Source organism: Pseudomonas sp. DWP3-1-3b3 (assembly GCF_049896305.1).
Classification (GTDB): Bacteria; Pseudomonadota; Gammaproteobacteria; order Pseudomonadales; family Pseudomonadaceae; genus Aquipseudomonas; species Aquipseudomonas azotoformans_A.
Genome location: NZ_JAFCUA010000004.1, coordinates 312,054 through 329,276, shown reverse-complemented (window position 1 = coordinate 329,276; position 17,223 = coordinate 312,054). Strand labels below are relative to the sequence as shown.

Annotated in this window: 21 protein-coding genes; 11 read left to right on the top strand and 10 right to left on the bottom strand. The window is 61.3% G+C overall.

What is annotated here, in order from left to right; translation table 11 throughout:
• Window positions 1-59 precede the first annotated feature (59 nt).
• The 3 genes from arsC to ACP7BX_RS14730 are packed head-to-tail and all read left to right on the top strand — an operon-like array spanning window position 60 to window position 1,427.
• Window positions 60-413: an arsenate reductase (glutaredoxin) gene (gene arsC / locus ACP7BX_RS14740; protein ID WP_314528363.1), complete on the top strand. Its 354-nt coding sequence runs from the start codon at window positions 60-62 to the stop codon at window positions 411-413.
• Entirely contained in the window at window positions 410-1,024 is a 615-nt protein-coding gene (gene wrbA, locus ACP7BX_RS14735) for an NAD(P)H:quinone oxidoreductase (protein ID WP_426160539.1), read from the top strand. The genes arsC and wrbA overlap by 4 nt, the downstream gene beginning before the upstream one ends.
• Entirely contained in the window at window positions 1,008-1,427 is a 420-nt protein-coding gene (locus ACP7BX_RS14730) for a DUF2069 domain-containing protein (RefSeq protein WP_426160540.1), read from the top strand. Before wrbA ends, ACP7BX_RS14730 begins: the two co-directional genes overlap by 17 nt.
• 88 nt (window positions 1,428-1,515) lie before the next feature.
• Here the strand turns inward: ACP7BX_RS14730 and ACP7BX_RS14725 are convergent, their stop codons facing one another.
• Window positions 1,516-2,187 (bottom strand): DNA-3-methyladenine glycosylase I, encoded by a 672-nt coding sequence (locus ACP7BX_RS14725; RefSeq protein WP_105522792.1) that lies wholly within the window; start codon window positions 2,185-2,187, stop codon window positions 1,516-1,518.
• A gap of 67 nt (window positions 2,188-2,254) precedes the next feature.
• Window positions 2,255-3,079, bottom strand: coding sequence for a tRNA 2-thiocytidine(32) synthetase TtcA (gene ttcA / locus ACP7BX_RS14720; RefSeq protein ID WP_426160779.1), 825 nt, complete (start codon window positions 3,077-3,079; stop codon window positions 2,255-2,257).
• Between the two features lie 262 nt (window positions 3,080-3,341).
• Here ttcA and ACP7BX_RS14715 point away from each other — a divergent pair, with 262 nt between their 5' ends.
• Both ACP7BX_RS14715 and ACP7BX_RS14710 read left to right on the top strand, forming a co-directional pair.
• Entirely contained in the window at window positions 3,342-3,944 is a 603-nt protein-coding gene (locus ACP7BX_RS14715) for a Yip1 family protein (RefSeq protein ID WP_016977555.1), read from the top strand.
• Window positions 3,945-4,072: 128 nt separating this feature from the next.
• Complete coding sequence (locus tag ACP7BX_RS14710; RefSeq protein ID WP_426160778.1) at window positions 4,073-4,567, top strand: SprT family zinc-dependent metalloprotease; 495 nt, start codon at window positions 4,073-4,075, stop codon at window positions 4,565-4,567.
• 94 nt (window positions 4,568-4,661) lie between these two features.
• Here ACP7BX_RS14710 and ACP7BX_RS14705 read toward each other — a convergent pair whose 3' ends face one another.
• Entirely contained in the window at window positions 4,662-5,825 is a 1,164-nt protein-coding gene (locus tag ACP7BX_RS14705) for a CaiB/BaiF CoA transferase family protein (protein ID WP_426160777.1), read from the bottom strand.
• 157 nt (window positions 5,826-5,982) lie between these two features.
• On the opposite strand from ACP7BX_RS14705, the gene tusD reads away from it, so the two are divergent.
• The 6 genes from tusD to ACP7BX_RS14675 all read left to right on the top strand — a co-directional run bounded on the left by tusD (window position 5,983) and on the right by ACP7BX_RS14675 (window position 9,419).
• On the top strand, window positions 5,983-6,375 hold the full coding sequence (gene tusD, locus ACP7BX_RS14700) for a sulfurtransferase complex subunit TusD (protein ID WP_314528382.1): 393 nt from the start codon (window positions 5,983-5,985) through the stop codon (window positions 6,373-6,375).
• A 1-nt stretch (window position 6,376) separates the two neighbouring features.
• The gene (gene tusC / locus ACP7BX_RS14695; protein WP_122306974.1) at window positions 6,377-6,727 is read left to right on the top strand and encodes a sulfurtransferase complex subunit TusC; all 351 of its coding nucleotides are present in this window, start codon (window positions 6,377-6,379) and stop codon (window positions 6,725-6,727) included.
• Window positions 6,727-7,005, top strand: a complete 279-nt coding sequence (gene tusB, locus ACP7BX_RS14690) for a sulfurtransferase complex subunit TusB (RefSeq protein WP_314528388.1) — start codon at window positions 6,727-6,729, stop codon at window positions 7,003-7,005. Before tusC ends, tusB begins: the two co-directional genes overlap by 1 nt.
• Window positions 7,002-7,337, top strand: a complete 336-nt coding sequence (locus ACP7BX_RS14685) for a TusE/DsrC/DsvC family sulfur relay protein (protein WP_177112667.1) — start codon at window positions 7,002-7,004, stop codon at window positions 7,335-7,337. Before tusB ends, ACP7BX_RS14685 begins: the two co-directional genes overlap by 4 nt.
• Complete coding sequence (locus tag ACP7BX_RS14680; RefSeq protein ID WP_016977545.1) at window positions 7,334-8,335, top strand: glycosyl transferase family protein; 1,002 nt, start codon at window positions 7,334-7,336, stop codon at window positions 8,333-8,335. The genes ACP7BX_RS14685 and ACP7BX_RS14680 overlap by 4 nt, the downstream gene beginning before the upstream one ends.
• An 88-nt stretch (window positions 8,336-8,423) precedes the next feature.
• The gene (locus ACP7BX_RS14675) at window positions 8,424-9,419 is read left to right on the top strand and encodes a glutathione S-transferase family protein (protein ID WP_314528396.1); all 996 of its coding nucleotides are present in this window, start codon (window positions 8,424-8,426) and stop codon (window positions 9,417-9,419) included.
• Window positions 9,420-9,485: 66 nt separating this feature from the next.
• Here the strand turns inward: ACP7BX_RS14675 and cysG are convergent, their stop codons facing one another.
• The 7 genes from cysG to ACP7BX_RS14640 are packed head-to-tail and all read right to left on the bottom strand — an operon-like array spanning window position 9,486 to window position 17,221.
• Entirely contained in the window at window positions 9,486-10,880 is a 1,395-nt protein-coding gene (cysG, locus tag ACP7BX_RS14670) for a siroheme synthase CysG (protein WP_314528398.1), read from the bottom strand.
• Window positions 10,881-12,161 (bottom strand): serine--tRNA ligase, encoded by a 1,281-nt coding sequence (serS, locus tag ACP7BX_RS14665; protein ID WP_028616788.1) that lies wholly within the window; start codon window positions 12,159-12,161, stop codon window positions 10,881-10,883.
• A gap of 16 nt (window positions 12,162-12,177) precedes the next feature.
• On the bottom strand, window positions 12,178-12,552 hold the full coding sequence (gene crcB, locus ACP7BX_RS14660) for a fluoride efflux transporter CrcB (protein ID WP_426160776.1): 375 nt from the start codon (window positions 12,550-12,552) through the stop codon (window positions 12,178-12,180).
• Window positions 12,552-13,874, bottom strand: a complete 1,323-nt coding sequence (locus ACP7BX_RS14655) for a replication-associated recombination protein A (RefSeq protein WP_016975526.1) — start codon at window positions 13,872-13,874, stop codon at window positions 12,552-12,554. The genes crcB and ACP7BX_RS14655 overlap by 1 nt, the downstream gene beginning before the upstream one ends.
• Before the next feature lie 10 nt (window positions 13,875-13,884).
• A complete protein-coding gene (gene lolA / locus ACP7BX_RS14650; protein WP_016975527.1) occupies window positions 13,885-14,508 on the bottom strand; it encodes an outer membrane lipoprotein chaperone LolA in 624 nt (207 codons plus the stop codon).
• Between the two features lie 54 nt (window positions 14,509-14,562).
• Window positions 14,563-16,971, bottom strand: coding sequence for a DNA translocase FtsK (locus tag ACP7BX_RS14645; protein ID WP_033896820.1), 2,409 nt, complete (start codon window positions 16,969-16,971; stop codon window positions 14,563-14,565).
• On the bottom strand, window positions 16,946-17,221 hold the full coding sequence (locus ACP7BX_RS14640; RefSeq protein WP_426160775.1) for a hypothetical protein: 276 nt from the start codon (window positions 17,219-17,221) through the stop codon (window positions 16,946-16,948). The genes ACP7BX_RS14645 and ACP7BX_RS14640 overlap by 26 nt, the downstream gene beginning before the upstream one ends.
• Between the last annotated feature and the right edge of the window lie 2 nt (window positions 17,222-17,223).

The window sequence follows — 17,223 nt, the reverse complement described above, 5'->3', positions numbered from 1 at the left end:
AAGGACAGGTCGCTGCGCGGGTAGAATACCCGCCACCTTACGCAAGATGCGACCCGCACATGACCGATCTGACGCTTTATCACAACCCGCGCTGCTCGAAATCCCGCGGTGCGCTGGAACTGCTGGAAGCCCGCGGCCTTACCCCCAACGTGGTGCGCTACCTGGAAACCCCGCTGGACGCCGCGCAATTAAAGGCATTGCTGGGCAAGCTGGGGATCAGTGCCCGCCAACTGCTGCGCACCGGCGAAGATGAATACAAGGCGCTTAACCTGGCCGACGCCAGCCTCAGCGAAGCCCAGTTGATTGCGGCCATCACCGAACATCCAAAGCTGATGGAACGCCCGATCCTGGAAACCGCCGACAAAGCCATCATTGGCCGTCCGCCGGAAAATGTGCTGGAGATCCTGCCGTGACGTCGCCCTATGTGCTGGTGCTGTATTACAGCCGCAATGGCTCGGTGAGCGAAATGGCCCGGCAGATCGCCCGGGGCATCGAGCAAGGCGGCATGGAAGCGCGACTGCGCACCGTGCCGGCGATCTCCACCGAGTGCGAAGCCGTGGCACCGAGCATTCCGGAGGAAGGCGCACTGTATGCCAGCCTGGATGACCTGAAGCACTGCTCCGGCCTGGCCCTCGGCAGCCCGACCCGTTTCGGCAACATGGCAGCGCCGCTCAAGTATTTTATCGACGGCACCAGCAACCTATGGCTTACCGGCGCCCTCGTCGGCAAGCCGGCCGGAGTGTTCACGTCTACCGCCAGCCTGCACGGCGGCCAGGAAACCACACTGATGTCGATGCTGCTGCCGCTGCTGCACCACGGCATGCTGATCACGGGCCTGCCCTACAGCGAACAGGCCCTGCTCGACACCCAGGGCGGTGGCACGCCGTACGGCGCCAGCCATCACGCCGGCCCCGACGGCAAGCGCATGCTCGATCAACATGAAATCGCCCTGTGCCGCGCCCTTGGACTGCGCCTGGCAACGACCGCGACCTTGCTGGAGAGCGGCAGTGGCCAGAAAGCCTAAGGTCCTGCCACCCCAGGCGTGGCTGGAGCCACGGGTCAAGCTGGCACGCGTGCTGAGCCTGCTGGCGTTTTTTGGCCTGGTGGGTTTGCTCTGCGTTTACTACCTGTTCGTCGCCGACCTGCATGGCGCGCGGCCGTGGGTGATCCTGCTGATCGAGCTGGTGCCGCTGCTGGTGCTGACGCCGGGCATGCTGCTGGGCAGCGCGCGCGGGCATTCGTGGATGTGCTTTGTGGTGAACCTGTATTTCATCAAGGGCGCGCTGGCGGCGTATGACCCGAACCGGCAGTGGTTCGGGATGCTGGAGATGTTGGCGAGTCTGGCGGTGTTTTGTACGGCGTTGTTGTATGTGCGGTGGCGGCATCAGTTGAATCGGCGGTTGGCCGCAGATTTGCAGCCAGCCTGAAGACCGCTATCGCAGGCAAGCCGGCTCCCACATTTGGAATGCATTCCCCTGTGGGAGCTGGCTTGCCTGCGATAGGATCACCTCGGTCTCAATGATTCACCGTGTAAGCCAACATCATCGACAACTGGCACATCGGCCGCCCACTCTCGGCGTGCCACTGGTTGAATGCGCCCTGCACCGTCGCCAGGTCGCGCAGGCTGGTGGGTGCCTTGTCGACGATCTTCTGCGCATTCAGCGCTGCCACCACGTCATAACTCGGCACAAAGGTGTCCTTGCCAACCATGCGCAAGAAGCGCGGCGCTGACAGCCCGCCAAGCTGATGGCCATGCTTGCTCAGGTACTTCCACAGCCCGACGATATCGGTCACCGGCCAGTCGGCAATGAACGCGCCGAAGCTGCCCTTCTCCTGCTCGATGTCGAGGATCATCTGCGCATTGCGCGGCACGCTCTTGAGCTTGCCCAGGTGACGGATGATGCTGGTGTCCTGCATCAGCCGCTCCAGATGCTCGGCCCCCATCAGCACGACTTTTTCCGGGTCGAAGCCGAAAAACACCTTTTCGAACGCCGGCCACTTGGCATCCACCACGCTGTGCTTCAAGCCCGCACGAAACACGCGCAGCGCCAGGGTCGACAGGTAGCGATCATCACTGATCTTGCGCAATTGCGCCGGGGTCTTGGGTACAGGCAGATGGGCTTCCAGCTCGGCCGCCGAACCGAAGCGGTTCAGACAGTATTCGTGCAGCCATTTGTAATCGCGCATGCCCTCTCCTGGCAGTTGAATTGAAAACGGCGCCCGCGAGCGCCGTGTGTCAGAGCGTTGAAATGGCTCAGAGGTTCACTACGTTGACGAAGCGCGAGGCGGCGGTTTCATCAATTTTCAGGCTGGTGAAGTCGAACAGGTTGCGGTCGGCCAACTGCGACGGCTGCACATTCTGCAAGCTGCGGAAGATGCTTTCGGTACGGCCTGGGGTCTTGCGCTCCCAATCCACCAGCATTTCCTTGACCACCTGGCGCTGCAGGTTTTCCTGGGAGCCGCACAGGTTGCACGGGATGATCGGGAATTGCTTGAAGTCGGAGTAGGCCTGGATGTCCTTCTCGTTGCAATACGCCAGCGGGCGGATCACCACGTTGCGCCCGTCATCGGCACGCAGCTTGGGCGGCATGGCCTTGAGCGAGCCGTTGAAGAACATATTGAGGAAGAAGGTCTCGACGATATCGTCGCGGTGGTGACCCAGGGCCATCTTGGTCGCGCCGATTTCATCCGCGAAGGTGTACAGCGTGCCACGGCGCAGGCGCGAGCACAGCGAGCAGGTGGTCTTGCCTTCCGGAATCAGCTCCTTGACCACCGAGTAGGTGTCTTTCTCGACGATGTGGTACTCGACGCCCAGCTCATTGAGGTAGGCCGGCAGCACATGCTCGGGGAAGCCCGGCTGTTTCTGGTCCATGTTGACGGCGACGATCTCGAACTTGATCGGCGCGACCTTTTGCAGGTGCAGCAGCACGTCGAGCATTGTGTAACTGTCTTTGCCGCCGGAGAGGCAGACCATGACCTTGTCGCCGTCCTCGATCATGTTGAAATCGGCGACCGCTTCACCGGCCAGGCGACGCAGGCGTTTTTGCAGTTTGTTCTGGTTGACCGTAAGAGTGCCCATGGCGCTTGGATCCGCTAGAGGTGTGTGACGAAAAGCCGGGTATTTTACGCAAAAAAACCATCAAAAGGGCTAGCGGTAAAAGACCCCGCCGCGATTAAGCCCAATGTTTACAGCGCAATTTGCTCTAAAGGCCCTACAGTTATTCCGGTCATCACTTCCTATACTGCGACTAGAGGTCGCAGATCTATCCAGACCTTTGAGGCCATTTGGCCCGTGGGCGCTCCGATGGGGGGCGATGGTAATAACGACAGGAGTGACTGGCATGATCCATCACGTCGTGGGGCTGTTTACCCATCCCGACCAGGAATGGCGGGAAATCCGTGGCGATAAAGAAGAAAGCATCGGCCACATGTACCTCACCCATACCTTGATTCTTGCGGCGATCCCCGCCGTTTCAGCCTTTATCGGCACCACCCAGGTCGGCTGGGTCATCGGTAACCGTGCGCCGGTGATGCTGACCCAGGAAAGCGCCTTGTGGATGACCATCATGTCCTACGCCGCCATGCTCGGTGGCGTGGCGGTGATGGGCGCCTTCATTCACTGGATGGCGCGCACCTACGACGCCAACCCCAGCATGGCGCGCTGCGTGGCCTTTGCCACCTACACCGCTACGCCGCTGTTTATCGGTGGGCTGGCCGCGCTTTATCCGCATATGTGGCTGGGCATGGTCGTGGGTACGGCGGCCATCTGTTACACGGTGTATTTGCTCTATGTGGGGCTGCCGACCTTCATGAACATCGACCCGGATGAAGGCTTTCTATTTTCCAGCTCGGTACTGGCCGTGGGCCTGGTGGTACTGGTGGCGATCATGGCGTTTACCGTGATCGTGTGGGGGCTGGGCGTGGGCCCGATCTACACCAACTGACCGTTTAAAACCTTAGGCAAAGCCACCGCAAGGTGGCTTTGTGCATCATGCATGACCATTCGGCGCCTGACAGATTCGGAAACACCCAGCTTTGCGGCATACTGGACGTCTCTGGAGATATGGTCAGCATGCCCGAGCAACTCAATACCCGCGTCGAAGATTGTTTCCTACAAGCCGAATCCTTTTTCAAACGAACCTTCAAACGTCCCCAGGTCAGCCTCAAGCTGCGGGGCCAGAAAGCCGGTGTCGCGCATTTGCACGAGAACCTGCTGCGATTCAACCTACAGTTGTACCGTGAAAACAGCCAACACTTCCTGAAACAGACCGTGGCCCATGAAGTGGCGCATCTGATTGCCCACCAATTGTTTGGCGAACGCATCCAGCCCCATGGCGAGGAGTGGCAATTGATCATGCGCGGGGTTTACGAACTGCCGCCAGACCGATGTCACACCTATGAGGTGAAGCGTCGCCAAGTGACCCGTTACATCTACCGATGCCCGTGTGCAGACAGTGACTTTCCGTTTTCGTCACAGCGCCATGGCATGGTGGCTCAGGGGCGGCGGTATTTGTGTCGACGCTGTCGGCAAACCTTGGTGTTTACCGGCGAAACCCGGGTGGAATGAAGGGCCTCATCGCAGGCAAGCCAGCTCCCACATTTTGACCGCGCCGCCTAACAAATGTGGGAGCTGGCTGCCTGCGAAAGCGCCAGTTCAAGCACTACCCGATGACCTTGGCTCGCCGTAAATCTTCTATCCGCTGAGCACTGAAACCCAACGCCGCGAGTACCTCATCACTGTGCGCTCCTACCTCGGCACCGATATGTCGGGGCGGCGGCAAACCCTCGGAAAACTTCAAAGGAAAGGCCAATTGCGCCTGGGTCGAGCCATCGCCCCGCGGAACCTGGCTGACCAATTGCCGCGCCTTGAGCTGTGGATGTTCCACCGCCTCACTCAGGCTCAACACCGGCTCCACGCACGCATCCACCCCAGCGAACAACGCGCACAGTTCATCAAAGCTGCGCTTCTCAAATTCAACTTGCAGCGCCAACTTGAGCTTGGGAGACAAACCCAGTGCCGCCAACTCCGGCCGCCCCAGCGCCTCGCAGAGCTGCTGCATAAACCCAGGCTCCAGGCTGCCCACCGACATCCAACGCCCATCCCGCGAGCGGTAGTAATCGTAAAAGCTACCGCCATTGAGTACATGGCCCTCGCGCTCCGGCTCCACCCCACACGCCAGGTAACCCGCGCCGGCCATGGCGTTCAGGCTGAACGAACAGTCGGTCATGCTCACATCCAGGTATTGACCAACCCCGCTCTGCTGCCGGGCGATGACCGCCGCCAGCAACCCCACCACTGCGTGCAACGAACCACCACCCACGTCCGCCACTTGCACACCCAATGGCAGCGGCCCGCTGTCCTGGCGCCCGGTGTAGCTGGCCACGCCGGCCAACGCCAGGTAGTTGATATCGTGCCCGGCGCGGTCTTTATAGGGGCCAGTCTGACCATAACCGGTGATCGACACATAAATCAGCCGGGGATTGATCGCCTTCAGTGCTTCATAACCCAAACCCAGGCGCTCCATCACCCCAGGGCGGAATTGTTCGAGCAGGATGTCGTAGTCCTTCACCAACGCCCGCACGATCTCCAGCGCCTCGGCCTGCTTGAGGTCCAGCGCCAGGCTGCGTTTATTGCGATTGAGGTAGGCGTGGCTCGCCGATGTACCCTGATCATGGGGCGGCAGCACCCGCAACAGGTCCAGGCGCGTGGGCGACTCGATACGCAGCACCGCGGCGCCCATGTCTGCCAGCATCAGGGAGGCAAACGGGCCGGGCAGCAGGGTGGAAAAATCCAGCACTTTGAGGGACGCCAAGGGACCTGACATGGGCACTCCATTTCCGTTTCGACTGCCCACAGACTAGGCAGCCTTGCCCCTCACGGCAATCGCCGAAACAGTCAGCAAAGATGACCGTTTTGATCACGGCGGGCTTTTTCGTGGCGGCGGCTTTATCATTGGCCCACGTTTGCTTGCCGAGTGTTCCATGAAGTTTGCGATTGCCCTGTTTTCCGCCGCCCATGCGCCCTCCTCGCGCCGCGCCCTGCTGTTCGCCCAGGCAGCGCTGGCTGGTGGGCATGAGATTGTGCGGCTGTTTTTCTATCAGGATGGCGTGCACAGCGCATCCAACAACATCGTTGCGCCCCAGGATGAGCAAGACATCGCCCGCCAATGGCGTGAGTTTGTCAGCCAGCACCAGCTTGATGGCGTGGTGTGCATTGCCGCTGCGTTACGCCGTGGCGTTCTCAACCATGAGGAAGCCACGCGGTATCAGCGCACAGCGGTGAATCTGGATGCGCCCTGGGCGCTGTCTGGCTTGGGGCAATTACATGATGCGATCCAGGATGCCGACCGCCTGATCTGTTTTGGAGGGCCGTGAGATGTCTAAATCCTTATTGGTGATCAGCCGTCAGGCACCGTGGTCCGGGCCGAGCGCACGGGAAGCGCTGGATATCGTGCTGGCCGGTGGCGCATTCGATCTGCCCATCGGCTTGCTATTCATGGATGACGGCGTGTTCCAACTCGCCCCGCACCAGAACGCCAAGGCCGTGCAACAAAAGGACCTGAGTGCCAACCTGCAGGCGCTGGGGCTGTTTGGCATCGACGATGTCTTTGTCTGCCGCCACAGCATGGCCGTGCGTGGCTTGACGCCGCCCACCGAGGCGCAACCGGTGAGCAACGACGCTATTTCCCAATTGATTGACCGTTACGACCAGGTGATTACCCTCTGATGTCGACTTTACACGTGGTGTCTCACTCCCCGTTTTCCGACAGTCGCCTCGACAGCTGCCTGCGTATCTGCGGCGCCGAGGACGCGATCCTGCTGTGCGGCGACGGCGCCTATGGGCTGCACGCCCCTGCCCTGCACACCAGGGGCGTGAAGGTGTTCGTGCTGGCCGAAGACATGCAGGCGCGCAACCTGCCGCTCCCGGACTGGGCCGACAGCGTGGACTACCCAGGTTTCGTACAGCTGTCGATTGACTACGACAAGGTCAACACCTGGCTATGAACACCCTGACCGTAGGCGCACGTACCCTGGAACTGGACAAAGACGGCTATTTGGCCGACCTGGACGACTGGTCCGCTGACGTCGCCCATGCCCTGGCCGCAGCCGAAGCCCTGGAGCTGACCCCGGCCCACTGGGAAATCCTCGAACTGCTGCGCCAGTTCTATGCCGAATTCCAACTGTCCCCGGCCACACGTCCGCTGATCAAGTACACCGCCTTGAAGCTCGGCCCGGAAAAGGGCAACAGCCTGCACCTCAACAAACTGTTCAACGGCACTCCCGCCAAACTCGCCGCCAAGCTGGCGGGCCTGCCCAGGCCGACGAATTGCTTATGACCGACTTTGCCCCGCTGACCCTTGAAACCCCTGCCGAGCACCCATTTGCGCAATTTGTACGCATCCTGGGCAAAGGCAAGCGCGGCGCGCGCAACCTCACCCGCGAGGAAGCCCGCGAAGCCATGGGCATGCTGCTCGATGAAAAAGTCGAAGACACCCAACTCGGCGCCTTCCTGATGCTGCTGCGCCACAAGGAAGAAAGCCCGGAAGAACTCGCAGGCTTCACCGAAGCCGTGCGCGAACGCCTGGATGCCCCGGCGCTGAACGTGGATGTCGACTGGCCAACCTATGCCGGCAAGAAGCGCCACCTGCCGTGGTACCTGCTGGCGGCCAAGTGCCTGGCGCAGAATGGTGTGCGCATCCTTATGCACGGCGGCGGCGCGCACACGGCGGGCCGGCTGTACACCGAACAACTGCTGGAAGGTTTGCAGATCCCGCTGTGCCGCAACTGGCAGCAGGTCGAGGCTGCCTATGCGCAAGGCAACCTGGCGTTTATTCCGCTGGGCGACTGGGCGCCGCAATTGCAACGCATGATCGACCTGCGCAACACCCTGGGCCTGCGCTCGCCGATCCACTCCCTGGCGCGTTTGCTCAATCCCTTGAATGCGCGCCTGGGCCTGCAAAGTATTTTCCATCCGGGTTATCAGGGCGTGCACCGCGATGCCAGCGGTCTGCTCGGCGACAACGTGATCGTGGTGAAGGGCGATGGCGGCGAGATCGAGATCAACCCCGACTCGGCCAGTCACCTTTACGGCACCACCGGCGGCGAAAGCTGGGATGAAGAGTGGCCCGCCCTCTCCGCCCAGCGCCACGTCAAACCGGCCACACTCGAACCGGAACACCTGAAGGCGTTGTGGCGCGGTGATGTCGAAGACAGCTACCCGCAACTGGCGTTGATCGCGACCATGGCCCTGGCCCTGCGCGGCCTGGGCCATTCACGGGAACAGGCGTTCGTCCTGGCCCAGCAATACTGGGACGCGCGGGACAAATCGATTTAATCGATCATTAGCGCCCGGTCTTTGCGCTTTTAAATCGAACTCAGCCCTTTAGACTGGCCTCCAACGCTTATTAGCCAAGGAGCCAGTCATGGGTTTGCTGATCGAAGGACACTGGAAAGACCAGTGGTACGAAAGTAGCGCAGACGGCGCATTCCAACGGGAGCAGGCGCAACGCCGCAACTGGGTGACCGCCGATGGCGCGCCGGGCCCGAGCGGCGAAGGCGGCTTCAAGGCTGAAGCCGGCCGTTATCACCTCTACGTCTCCCTTGCCTGCCCCTGGGCCCATCGCACTCTCATCCTGCGTAAGCTCAAAGGCTTGGAAAGCCTGATCGACGTGTCCGTGGTCAGTTGGTTGATGCTGGAAAACGGCTGGACCTTCGACAAGGCTCACGGCTCCACCGGCGACAAGCTGGATGATTTCGACTTCATGCACCAACGCTACACGGCTGACACGGCTGACTACACCGGGCGCGTCACCGTGCCAGTGCTGTGGGACAAAAAGCTCAAGCGCATCGTCAGTAATGAATCGGCGGAGATCATCCGCATGTTCAACAGTGCGTTTAATGAGCTGACCGGCAACACCCTGGACTTCTACCCCGAGCCGCTGCGCCCGACCATTGACGCACTGAATGAGCGTATTTACCCGGCCGTGAACAACGGCGTGTACCGCGCAGGCTTCGCGACGTCGCAGCAGGCGTATGAACGTGCGTTTGAGGATGTGTTTGCGGAGCTGGATCACCTAGAGCAGCATCTGGGTGAGCATCGCTACCTGGCCGGTGAATACCTGACCGAGGCGGATGTACGGCTATTCACCACGCTGATTCGCTTTGATGCGGTGTATTACAGCCACTTCAAATGCAACCTGCGCAGGATTGCGGATTATCCGAACCTGTCGAATTGGTTGAGGGAGATGTACCAGTGGCCGGGCGTGGCCGAGACGGTGGATTTTGCGCATATCAAGGGGCATTACTATGCCAGTCACCGCACGATCAACCCGACGGGGATTGTGCCGAAGGGGCCGTTGCAGGTGTTTGATGGAAAGCATGATCGGGCACAACTGAACGGCAAAAGTGTCTGGAGCTGATCAGTCACTGTGGTGAGCGGGGCAAGCCCGCTCACTACAGAAAGACCATCAGCCGCAATAGCGTTGTCAGACTTGAGACTGCGCGCCTTCAAACCACTTGAGCTTTTCGCGCAACACCACCACCTCACCCACAATCACCAGTGTCGGTGCATGCACTTCATGCTCCGCCACCATGCGCGGCAGGTCTGCCAGCGTGCCGGTAAACACGCGCTGGTTGGATGTGGTGCCCTGCTGGATCAACGCTGCAGGGGTATCCGATGCACGCCCATGCTTGATCAGTTGCTCGCAGATGATCGGCAAGCCAATCAACCCCATGTAGAACACCAGGGTCTGCGAGGGCCCCACCAGGTCATGCCAGGGCAGGTCCGAAGTGCCGTCCTTCAAATGCCCGGTAATGAAGCGCACCGACTGAGCATAGTCGCGGTGAGTCAGCGGAATCCCGGCATACGCCGCGCAACCGCTGGCCGCCGTGATCCCCGGCACCACTTGGAACGGAATGCCGTGGGCCGCCAGTTCCTCGATCTCTTCGCCACCCCGGCCAAAGATGAACGGATCGCCACCCTTGAGGCGCAGCACGCGCTTGCCTTGCTTGGCCAGGTCCACCAATTGCTGGTTGATCTGGTCTTGCGGCACGGCGTGGTCGGCGCGGCGCTTGCCGACGTATACACGCTCGGCGTCACGGCGGCACAGTTCAAGAATCGCGGGGGCTACGAGGCGGTCATACAGCACCACATCGGCTTGCTGCATCAGGCGCAGGGCGCGGAAGGTCAGCAGGTCCGGATCACCCGGCCCTGCGCCCACCAAGTAGACTTCGCCCGGTGCATTCGGCGGCGCGCCGTTGACCTTTTCGATCAACAGGCGCTCGGCTTCAGCACCCTGCCCGGCCAATTGACGGTCGGCAATCGGGCCCTGGAACACGTCTTCCCAAAATGCGCGGCGCTGCTGCACATCCGGGTACAAACCTTTGACCTGAGCGCGAAAACGCGCCGCCAAACCGGCCAACTGGCCGTAAGTGGACGGAATCCAGGTTTCCAGCTTGGCGCGGATCAGGCGCGCCAGCACCGGCGCATCGCCGCCGCTGGACACCGCGATCACCAAGGGTGAACGGTCGACAATCGCCGGGAAGATCACGCTGCACAAGGCCGGTGCATCCACCACGTTGACCGGCACGCAACGACGCTTGGCATCGCTGGACACTTGCGCGTTCAACGGCTCATCGTCCGTGGCCGCGATGATCAGGGTGCAACCGTCGAGGTCCGCCTCCTGATAACCGCGCAAAATCAGTTCCCCGCCACTGCCCAGTACCAGTTCACGCAACTGGTCTTCGATCTGGGGAGCAACCACCCGCAGCAACGCACCGGCATCGGCCAGCAGCCGGGATTTGCGCAAGGCAATCTCCCCGCCACCGACGACCAACACACGACTGCCGCGCAGGTTATGAAACAGCGGCAGAAATTCCATTTAGCGGATGACCTCAACGCCCGCCATGTACGGCTTGAGCACTTCCGGTACGCGGATCGAGCCGTCCGCCTGCTGGTAGTTTTCCAGCACCGCCACCAGGGTACGGCCTACAGCCAAACCGGAACCGTTGAGGGTGTGGACCAGCTCAGGTTTGCCGGTTTCCGGGTTGCGGAAACGCGCCTGCATGCGACGGGCCTGGAAGTCACCGCAGTTGGAGCACGACGAAATCTCGCGGTATTTGTCCTGGCTCGGCACCCACACTTCGAGGTCGTAGGTCTTCACGGCGCTGAAGCCCATGTCGCCAGTGCACAGCGCCAGCACGCGGTACGGCAGCTCCAGCAATTGCAGGACGCGTTCGGCGTTGGCGGTCAGGCCTTCCAGGGCTTCCATGGACGTCGACGGCTCGACCACCTGCACCATCTCGACCTTGTCGAACTGGTGCTGGCGGATCATGCCACGGGTGTCACGACCCGACGCACCGGCTTCGCTGCGGAAGCACGGGCTGTGGGCCACGAACTTGATCGGCAGTTGCTTGGCGTCGAGGATCTCGCCGGCCACGATGTTGGTAAGCGACACTTCGGCGGTCGGGATCAGGTACAGGTCGGCTTCGCCGTCGCGGCTGATCTTGAACAGGTCTTCTTCGAATTTCGGCAACTGGCTGGTGCCCATCAGCGCCGGCGCCTGCACCAGGTATGGGGTGTAGGCTTCTTCGTAACCGTGTTCGCCGGTGTGCAGGTTGATCATGAACTGCGCCAGGGCACGGTGCATGCGCGCGATCGGGCCGCGCAGCAAGGCAAAGCGCGCGCCGGACATCTTGGCAGCGGTTTCGAAATCCAGGCCCCCGGTCAATTCGCCCAGGGCAACGTGGTCCTTGATCTCGAAATCAAACGCGGTTGGGGTGCCCCAGCGGCGCACTTCAACGTTGCCGTCTTCGTCTGCGCCGATCGGCACGGATTCGTGCGGGATGTTGGGGATGCCCAGCAGGATCGAATCCAGCTCGGTCTGGATCTTGTCCAGCTCGACCTTGCCGTCGGACAGCTCAGTGCCCATGCGCTCGACATCCGCCATCAGCGGGGCGATGTCTTCGCCGCGCTGCTTGGCCTGACCGATGGATTTGGAACGCGCATTACGCTCAGCCTGCAGTGCTTCGGTGCGGGTCTGGACGGTCTTGCGCTGTTCTTCCAGCGCTTCGATGCGCGCAACATCCAAGGCAAAGCCACGGGATGCCAGGCGGTCCGCTACGTCCTGAAGGTTGCTACGTAACAGTTTGGAATCGAGCATGTCGGTCTCTCGTTTATCAAAGTTTGGTCAAGGACAGGCCAGCCCAGGTGGCGAGCAGCCCGCCGAACACGCTGATACCCAGGTACCCGAAGGCGATCAGGGCCTGCCCGCTTTCCAGCAGGCGCAGCGTATCCAGTGAAAAGGATGAAAAGGTCGTCAGACCGCCTACAAAGCCGACAATCAAGCCAGCGCGAATTTCAATCGGTACTTCCGGGCGCATCAGGAACCAGCCGTACAACAGCCCGATGATCAGGCAGCCGACCAGGTTGACCGCCAGGGTCGCCGCATAAAAATGCTTCGGCCAGTTGGCGCTGACCCATGTGCCAGCGGCGAAACGCAATAATGTACCAGCGATGCCGGCTGCGGACACGGCAAGAATCGTCTTGAACACTACTTTCTCCGCTGTCTGGGGCTGAGTCGATCGAGTTGGGCGAGGTGATTGAGCTTTTCGCCGATCTTCAGCTCCAGGCCACGGGGCACGGGTTGATAGAGCGGGAGTGGCTCAAGGTCATCGGGGAAGTAGTCTTCACCGGCCGCATAGGCGTCCGGTTCATCGTGGGCGTAGCGGTATTCATCACCGTAGCCTAACTGTTTCATCAGCTTGGTCGGCGCGTTGCGCAGGTGCATCGGCACTTCGAGGGAGCCGTATTCGGCGGCGGCGCGCAGGGCGGACTTGAAGCCCATGTACACCGCGTTGCTTTTCGGCGCACAGGCCAGATAGGTGATGGCCTGGGCCACCGCCAACTCGCCTTCCGGGCTGCCGAGGCGCTCCTGCACATCCCAGGCGGCGAGGCACAGGCTCAAGGCGCGCGGGTCGGCGTTGCCGATGTCTTCGCTGGCCATGCGCACCACGCGGCGTGCGAGGTACAGCGGGTCGCAGCCGCCGTCGATCATGCGCGCGAACCAGTACAGCGCGCCGTCCGGGTTGGAGCCGCGCACGGATTTATGCAGCGCCGAAATCTGGTCGTAGAAAGCTTCGCCACCCTTGTCGAAGCGCCGGCGCGTGTCGCCGAGCAGACTTTGCAGGAGATCGACGCCGATCTCGCTGCCGTCTTCGGCCAGGTCGGAGGCGTTCTCCACCAAGTTGAGAAAGCGGCGGCCGTCACCATCGGCGGCGGTGAGCAGAATCTTGAAGCCCTCTTCGCTGACGCTCAGTTGCCGTTTGCCCAGCCCTTTGTCTTCACTCAGGGCACGGTGCAGCAGCTTCTGCATCGCTGCTTCGTCCAGGCTTTTGAGCACATAGACCCGCGCCCGCGACAGCAAAGCGTTGTTCAATTCAAACGAAGGGTTTTCCGTGGTGGCGCCGATAAAGATCAGCGTGCCGTCTTCCACATAAGGCAGGAACGCATCCTGCTGCGACTTGTTGAAGCGGTGCACTTCATCGACAAACAGGATGGTGCGCTTGCCGTATTGGCCGGCCTGCTGCTTGGCGACTTCCACCGCCTGGCGGATCTCCTTGACCCCGGCGAGTACCGCCGAGACCGTCTCGAAGTGTGCATCCGAGACCTTCGCCAGCAACCGCGCCAATGTGGTCTTACCCACCCCCGGCGGCCCCCAGAAAATCATCGAGTGCAGCGCACCCTGCTCCAGGGCTTCGCGCAAAGGCTTGCCGCGAGCCAGCAGGTGCTCCTGACCGACGTACTCGTCCAGGTTGGTCGAACGCAAGCGCGCGGCCAGTGGCTGGGCAATCGGGTCACTTCGAAACAGGTCCATGGGCAGCGATTTATTCCTGGATCACATCGGCACCCTTGGGGATGTCGAACTTGAACTTGGAGGCAGGCACCGGCTGGTTGGCCTTGACCCCGGAGAACAGGATGTCGGTGCGTTGGCCGACGCTGTCGACCAGGCGCATGTTGTTGATGACGCCATTGCCGAACGACAGGGACAGCGTGTCGAACAGCGTGTCCTTGGATTTCGGCTTGAGGGTGAACTCGATCACGTTGCTGGTTTGCTTGGAGGTGATGTCGAAGCTGTCGTTGATCTTCGACACATCACCCGACAGCAGCAGCGCCGGGGTCTGGTTCAGGCGCGGGTCGAGCTTTTTGATGGTCGCCTGCTCCAGGTCCGGGTCCCACAGGGTGACCTTCTGGCCGTCAGACACGATGGTCTGCTCGGCCTTGCCTTCGGTGTGCCAGTAGAACAGGCCAGGACGCTGCACGGCCATTTCGCCTGCGGTTTCCTGCAACTGGGTGCCGCCGGCATCCAGGGTCAGCTGGGAGAAGCGCGCGGTCAGGGTCTGGGATTTGTCCAACAGGTTCTTCAGGCTGGCGACGGAGGCCGGGTCAGCGTGGGCCGAAACAGCGGTCAGGGCCAGTGCTGGCAACAACAGCATGCGGATAAGGCGCATGGGAGTCCTCATTGAGTGTTCAGGGCGTGCCGCGTGTTGCCACGCGGCACGGGGTCAGTCGCGCATCTGCCCAGGGGCGATGACTTCACGCGAGCCGTTGGTGTTCATAGCGGTGACGACGCCGGCCATTTCCATGGCTTCGATCATGCGGGCGGCGCGGTTGTAGCCGATTTTCAGCTTGCGCTGCACGGCGGAAATCGAGGCGCGACGGCTTTCCAGTACGAAGGCCACGGCCTCATCGTACAGCGCGTCGGTTTCAGCATCGTCGTCACCACCGCCGCCGCCATTTTCAAAGCCGCTGCCGGCCTCTTCGACGCCGTTGAGGATGTCGTCGTTGTATTCGGGTGCGCCGCGCAGTTTCCAGGCTTCCACCACGCGATGCACTTCATCATCGGAAACGAAGGCGCCGTGGACCCGGATCGGCAGGCTGGTGCCCGGCGGCATATAGAGCATGTCACCATGGCCGAGCAGTTGTTCGGCGCCGCCCTGGTCGATGATGGTCCGCGAGTCGATCTTGCTCGATACCTGGAACGCCATCCGCGTAGGAATGTTGGCCTTGATCAACCCCGTGATCACGTCCACCGAAGGACGCTGGGTGGCGAGGATCAAGTGGATACCGGCGGCACGGGCCTTCTGGGCGATACGTGCAATCAGTTCTTCGACCTTCTTGCCGACGATCATCATCATGTCGGCGAATTCGTCGACCACCACCACGATGGTCGGCAGCTTGGTCAGCTTCGGCGCTTCGTCGTGAATGCTTTCGCGCTTGTACAGCGGGTCATCAATGGTCTCGCCACGCTCTTGGGCTTCCTTGATCTTGGCATTGAAGCCCGACAGGTTACGCACGCCCATTTTCGCCATGAGTTTGTAGCGGCGCTCCATCTCGGCCACGCTCCAGCGCAGGGCGTTGGCGGCGTCCTTCATGTCGGTGACCACCGGGCACAGCAAATGCGGAATGCCTTCGTAGATCGACAGTTCCAACATCTTCGGGTCGATCATGATCAGCTTGGCGTCTTCCGGGCCGGACTTGAACAGGATCGACAGGATCATTGCGTTCACCCCCACCGACTTACCGGAACCGGTGGTACCGGCCACCAGCAGGTGAGGCATCTTCGCCAGGTCGGTGATCACCGGCTTGCCGCCGATGTCGTGGCCCAGGGCCAGGGTGACCGGCGACTTGAAGTTGTCGTATTCCGGGGTCGACAGCACCTCGGAGAAGCGCACGATCTGGCGGTCTTCGTTGGGAATCTCGATACCCACGGTGGTCTTGCCGGGGATGACTTCCACCACGCGCACGCTGGTCACGGCCAGGGAACGGGCCAAGTCTTTCGCCAGGTTGGAAATACGGCTGACCTTGACGCCGGCGGCCGGCTGAATTTCGTAACGGGTAATCACCGGGCCGGGATGGATCGAGTCCACCGACACTTCGACGCCGAACTCCTTGAGCTTGATTTCCAGCAGGTGGCCGACGGCCGCCAGGGATTCCGGGGAATAGTTGAGTTGTTTCTTTTCGGCCGGGTCGAGGATCGAGATCGGCGGCAAGGTGCCTTCGACGGCACTGTCGACGAACAGCGGCGCCTGTTTCTCTTTCTGTACACGATGGCTGGGCTCAGGAGCCTTGGGCGGTGCCGGGGCGATCACCGGCGGCACCTGCTTCTCGCGATCCGACATGTGTTTGCTCAGGGCCTGCTCGCGCTCAATGAGGCGCTCCTTGACCTTGGCCTGTTCGCGCCGGTCCGGCGTGGTCGGGGCCACCACTTCGTTGACGCGGGTGTCCACCTCACGCAGTTGGGCAACCATGCGCTTACGGTCGACACGGGCCGCCCACCAGCGGTTGGCGGCGCCCTGAAACAGTTCCAGCAGGTCGAGGGTGATCTTGCCGGTGACGTCCATCACCTTGAACCACGACAGGTCAGTGAATACGGTGAGGCCGAACAGGAACAGCGCGATGAACATCAGGGTGCTGCCCTGGATATTCAGGGTCCTGCGTGCCAGGTCGCCCAGGCTTTCGCCCAGCGCCCCGCCCGCGCCCGCCGGTAGGCCGGTGGGGGCATGGAAATGGATATGGGCCAGGGCTGCGCCGGACAGTACGAGGAACACCAGGCCGATCAGGCGCCAGGAGAACAGCCAACCGCTCCACTGCCACGGTTCATGACGCTGGCGGAAGATCTGCCAGGTTTTGATCGCCAGCAGCAACGGGAAGATATAAGCAAAGTAACCCAGCACCATGAACAGGATATCGGCGCTGTAGGAACCGGCAGGCCCGCCGAAGTTCTGCACGTCTTCGATCTTGCTGTTGTGGCTCCAGCCCGGATCGTCCTTGCCGTACGTGAGCAAGGCCATCATCAGGAACAGGCACAGGGCGCCGATAGCGATCAGCGCACCTTCCTTGAGGCGATAATGCAGGTGCTGGCGCCAGGCCGGCACGACTGCTGCTTTAGGTGTTGCGGCGGATTTCTTCAAAACGGGTCTTTTCCTGCGCCTTTAGCGCGTCCATCTGTTGAATGACTGCAAATACTGCCCAATCCGAGCAGTTGAAAAATGAACGAGCGTCGTTGAATCTACTTTTACCATTGGGCGCTTGCTGGATGAAATGACGAAAGCGCCACAATGCCCGCATTGTACGGGTTTGTGCCGGCGATGCCACGCCCCTGCCCTTCACTCGACAGCCTAGCCAATTTTGTGTCGCAGCATGTTCAATTTGAGCATGCATTC

Coding starts and splice junctions, on each gene's coding strand:
- lolA (WP_016975527.1), bottom strand. CDS start 14,508: ATGCGCCTTATCCGCATGCTGTTGTTGCCAGCACTGGCCCTGACCGCT.
- ACP7BX_RS14715 (WP_016977555.1), top strand. CDS start 3,342: ATGATCCATCACGTCGTGGGGCTGTTTACCCATCCCGACCAGGAATGG.
- arsC (WP_314528363.1), top strand. CDS start 60: ATGACCGATCTGACGCTTTATCACAACCCGCGCTGCTCGAAATCCCGC.
- ACP7BX_RS14710 (WP_426160778.1), top strand. CDS start 4,073: ATGCCCGAGCAACTCAATACCCGCGTCGAAGATTGTTTCCTACAAGCC.
- ACP7BX_RS14685 (WP_177112667.1), top strand. CDS start 7,002: ATGAACACCCTGACCGTAGGCGCACGTACCCTGGAACTGGACAAAGAC.
- ACP7BX_RS14705 (WP_426160777.1), bottom strand. CDS start 5,825: ATGTCAGGTCCCTTGGCGTCCCTCAAAGTGCTGGATTTTTCCACCCTG.
- cysG (WP_314528398.1), bottom strand. CDS start 10,880: ATGGAATTTCTGCCGCTGTTTCATAACCTGCGCGGCAGTCGTGTGTTG.
- ACP7BX_RS14640 (WP_426160775.1), bottom strand. CDS start 17,221: ATGCATGCTCAAATTGAACATGCTGCGACACAAAATTGGCTAGGCTGT.
- tusB (WP_314528388.1), top strand. CDS start 6,727: ATGTCGACTTTACACGTGGTGTCTCACTCCCCGTTTTCCGACAGTCGC.
- tusD (WP_314528382.1), top strand. CDS start 5,983: ATGAAGTTTGCGATTGCCCTGTTTTCCGCCGCCCATGCGCCCTCCTCG.
- tusC (WP_122306974.1), top strand. CDS start 6,377: ATGTCTAAATCCTTATTGGTGATCAGCCGTCAGGCACCGTGGTCCGGG.
- ACP7BX_RS14675 (WP_314528396.1), top strand. CDS start 8,424: ATGGGTTTGCTGATCGAAGGACACTGGAAAGACCAGTGGTACGAAAGT.
- ACP7BX_RS14655 (WP_016975526.1), bottom strand. CDS start 13,874: ATGGACCTGTTTCGAAGTGACCCGATTGCCCAGCCACTGGCCGCGCGC.
- ACP7BX_RS14725 (WP_105522792.1), bottom strand. CDS start 2,187: ATGCGCGATTACAAATGGCTGCACGAATACTGTCTGAACCGCTTCGGT.
- serS (WP_028616788.1), bottom strand. CDS start 12,161: ATGCTCGATTCCAAACTGTTACGTAGCAACCTTCAGGACGTAGCGGAC.
- ACP7BX_RS14680 (WP_016977545.1), top strand. CDS start 7,334: ATGACCGACTTTGCCCCGCTGACCCTTGAAACCCCTGCCGAGCACCCA.
- ttcA (WP_426160779.1), bottom strand. CDS start 3,079: ATGGGCACTCTTACGGTCAACCAGAACAAACTGCAAAAACGCCTGCGT.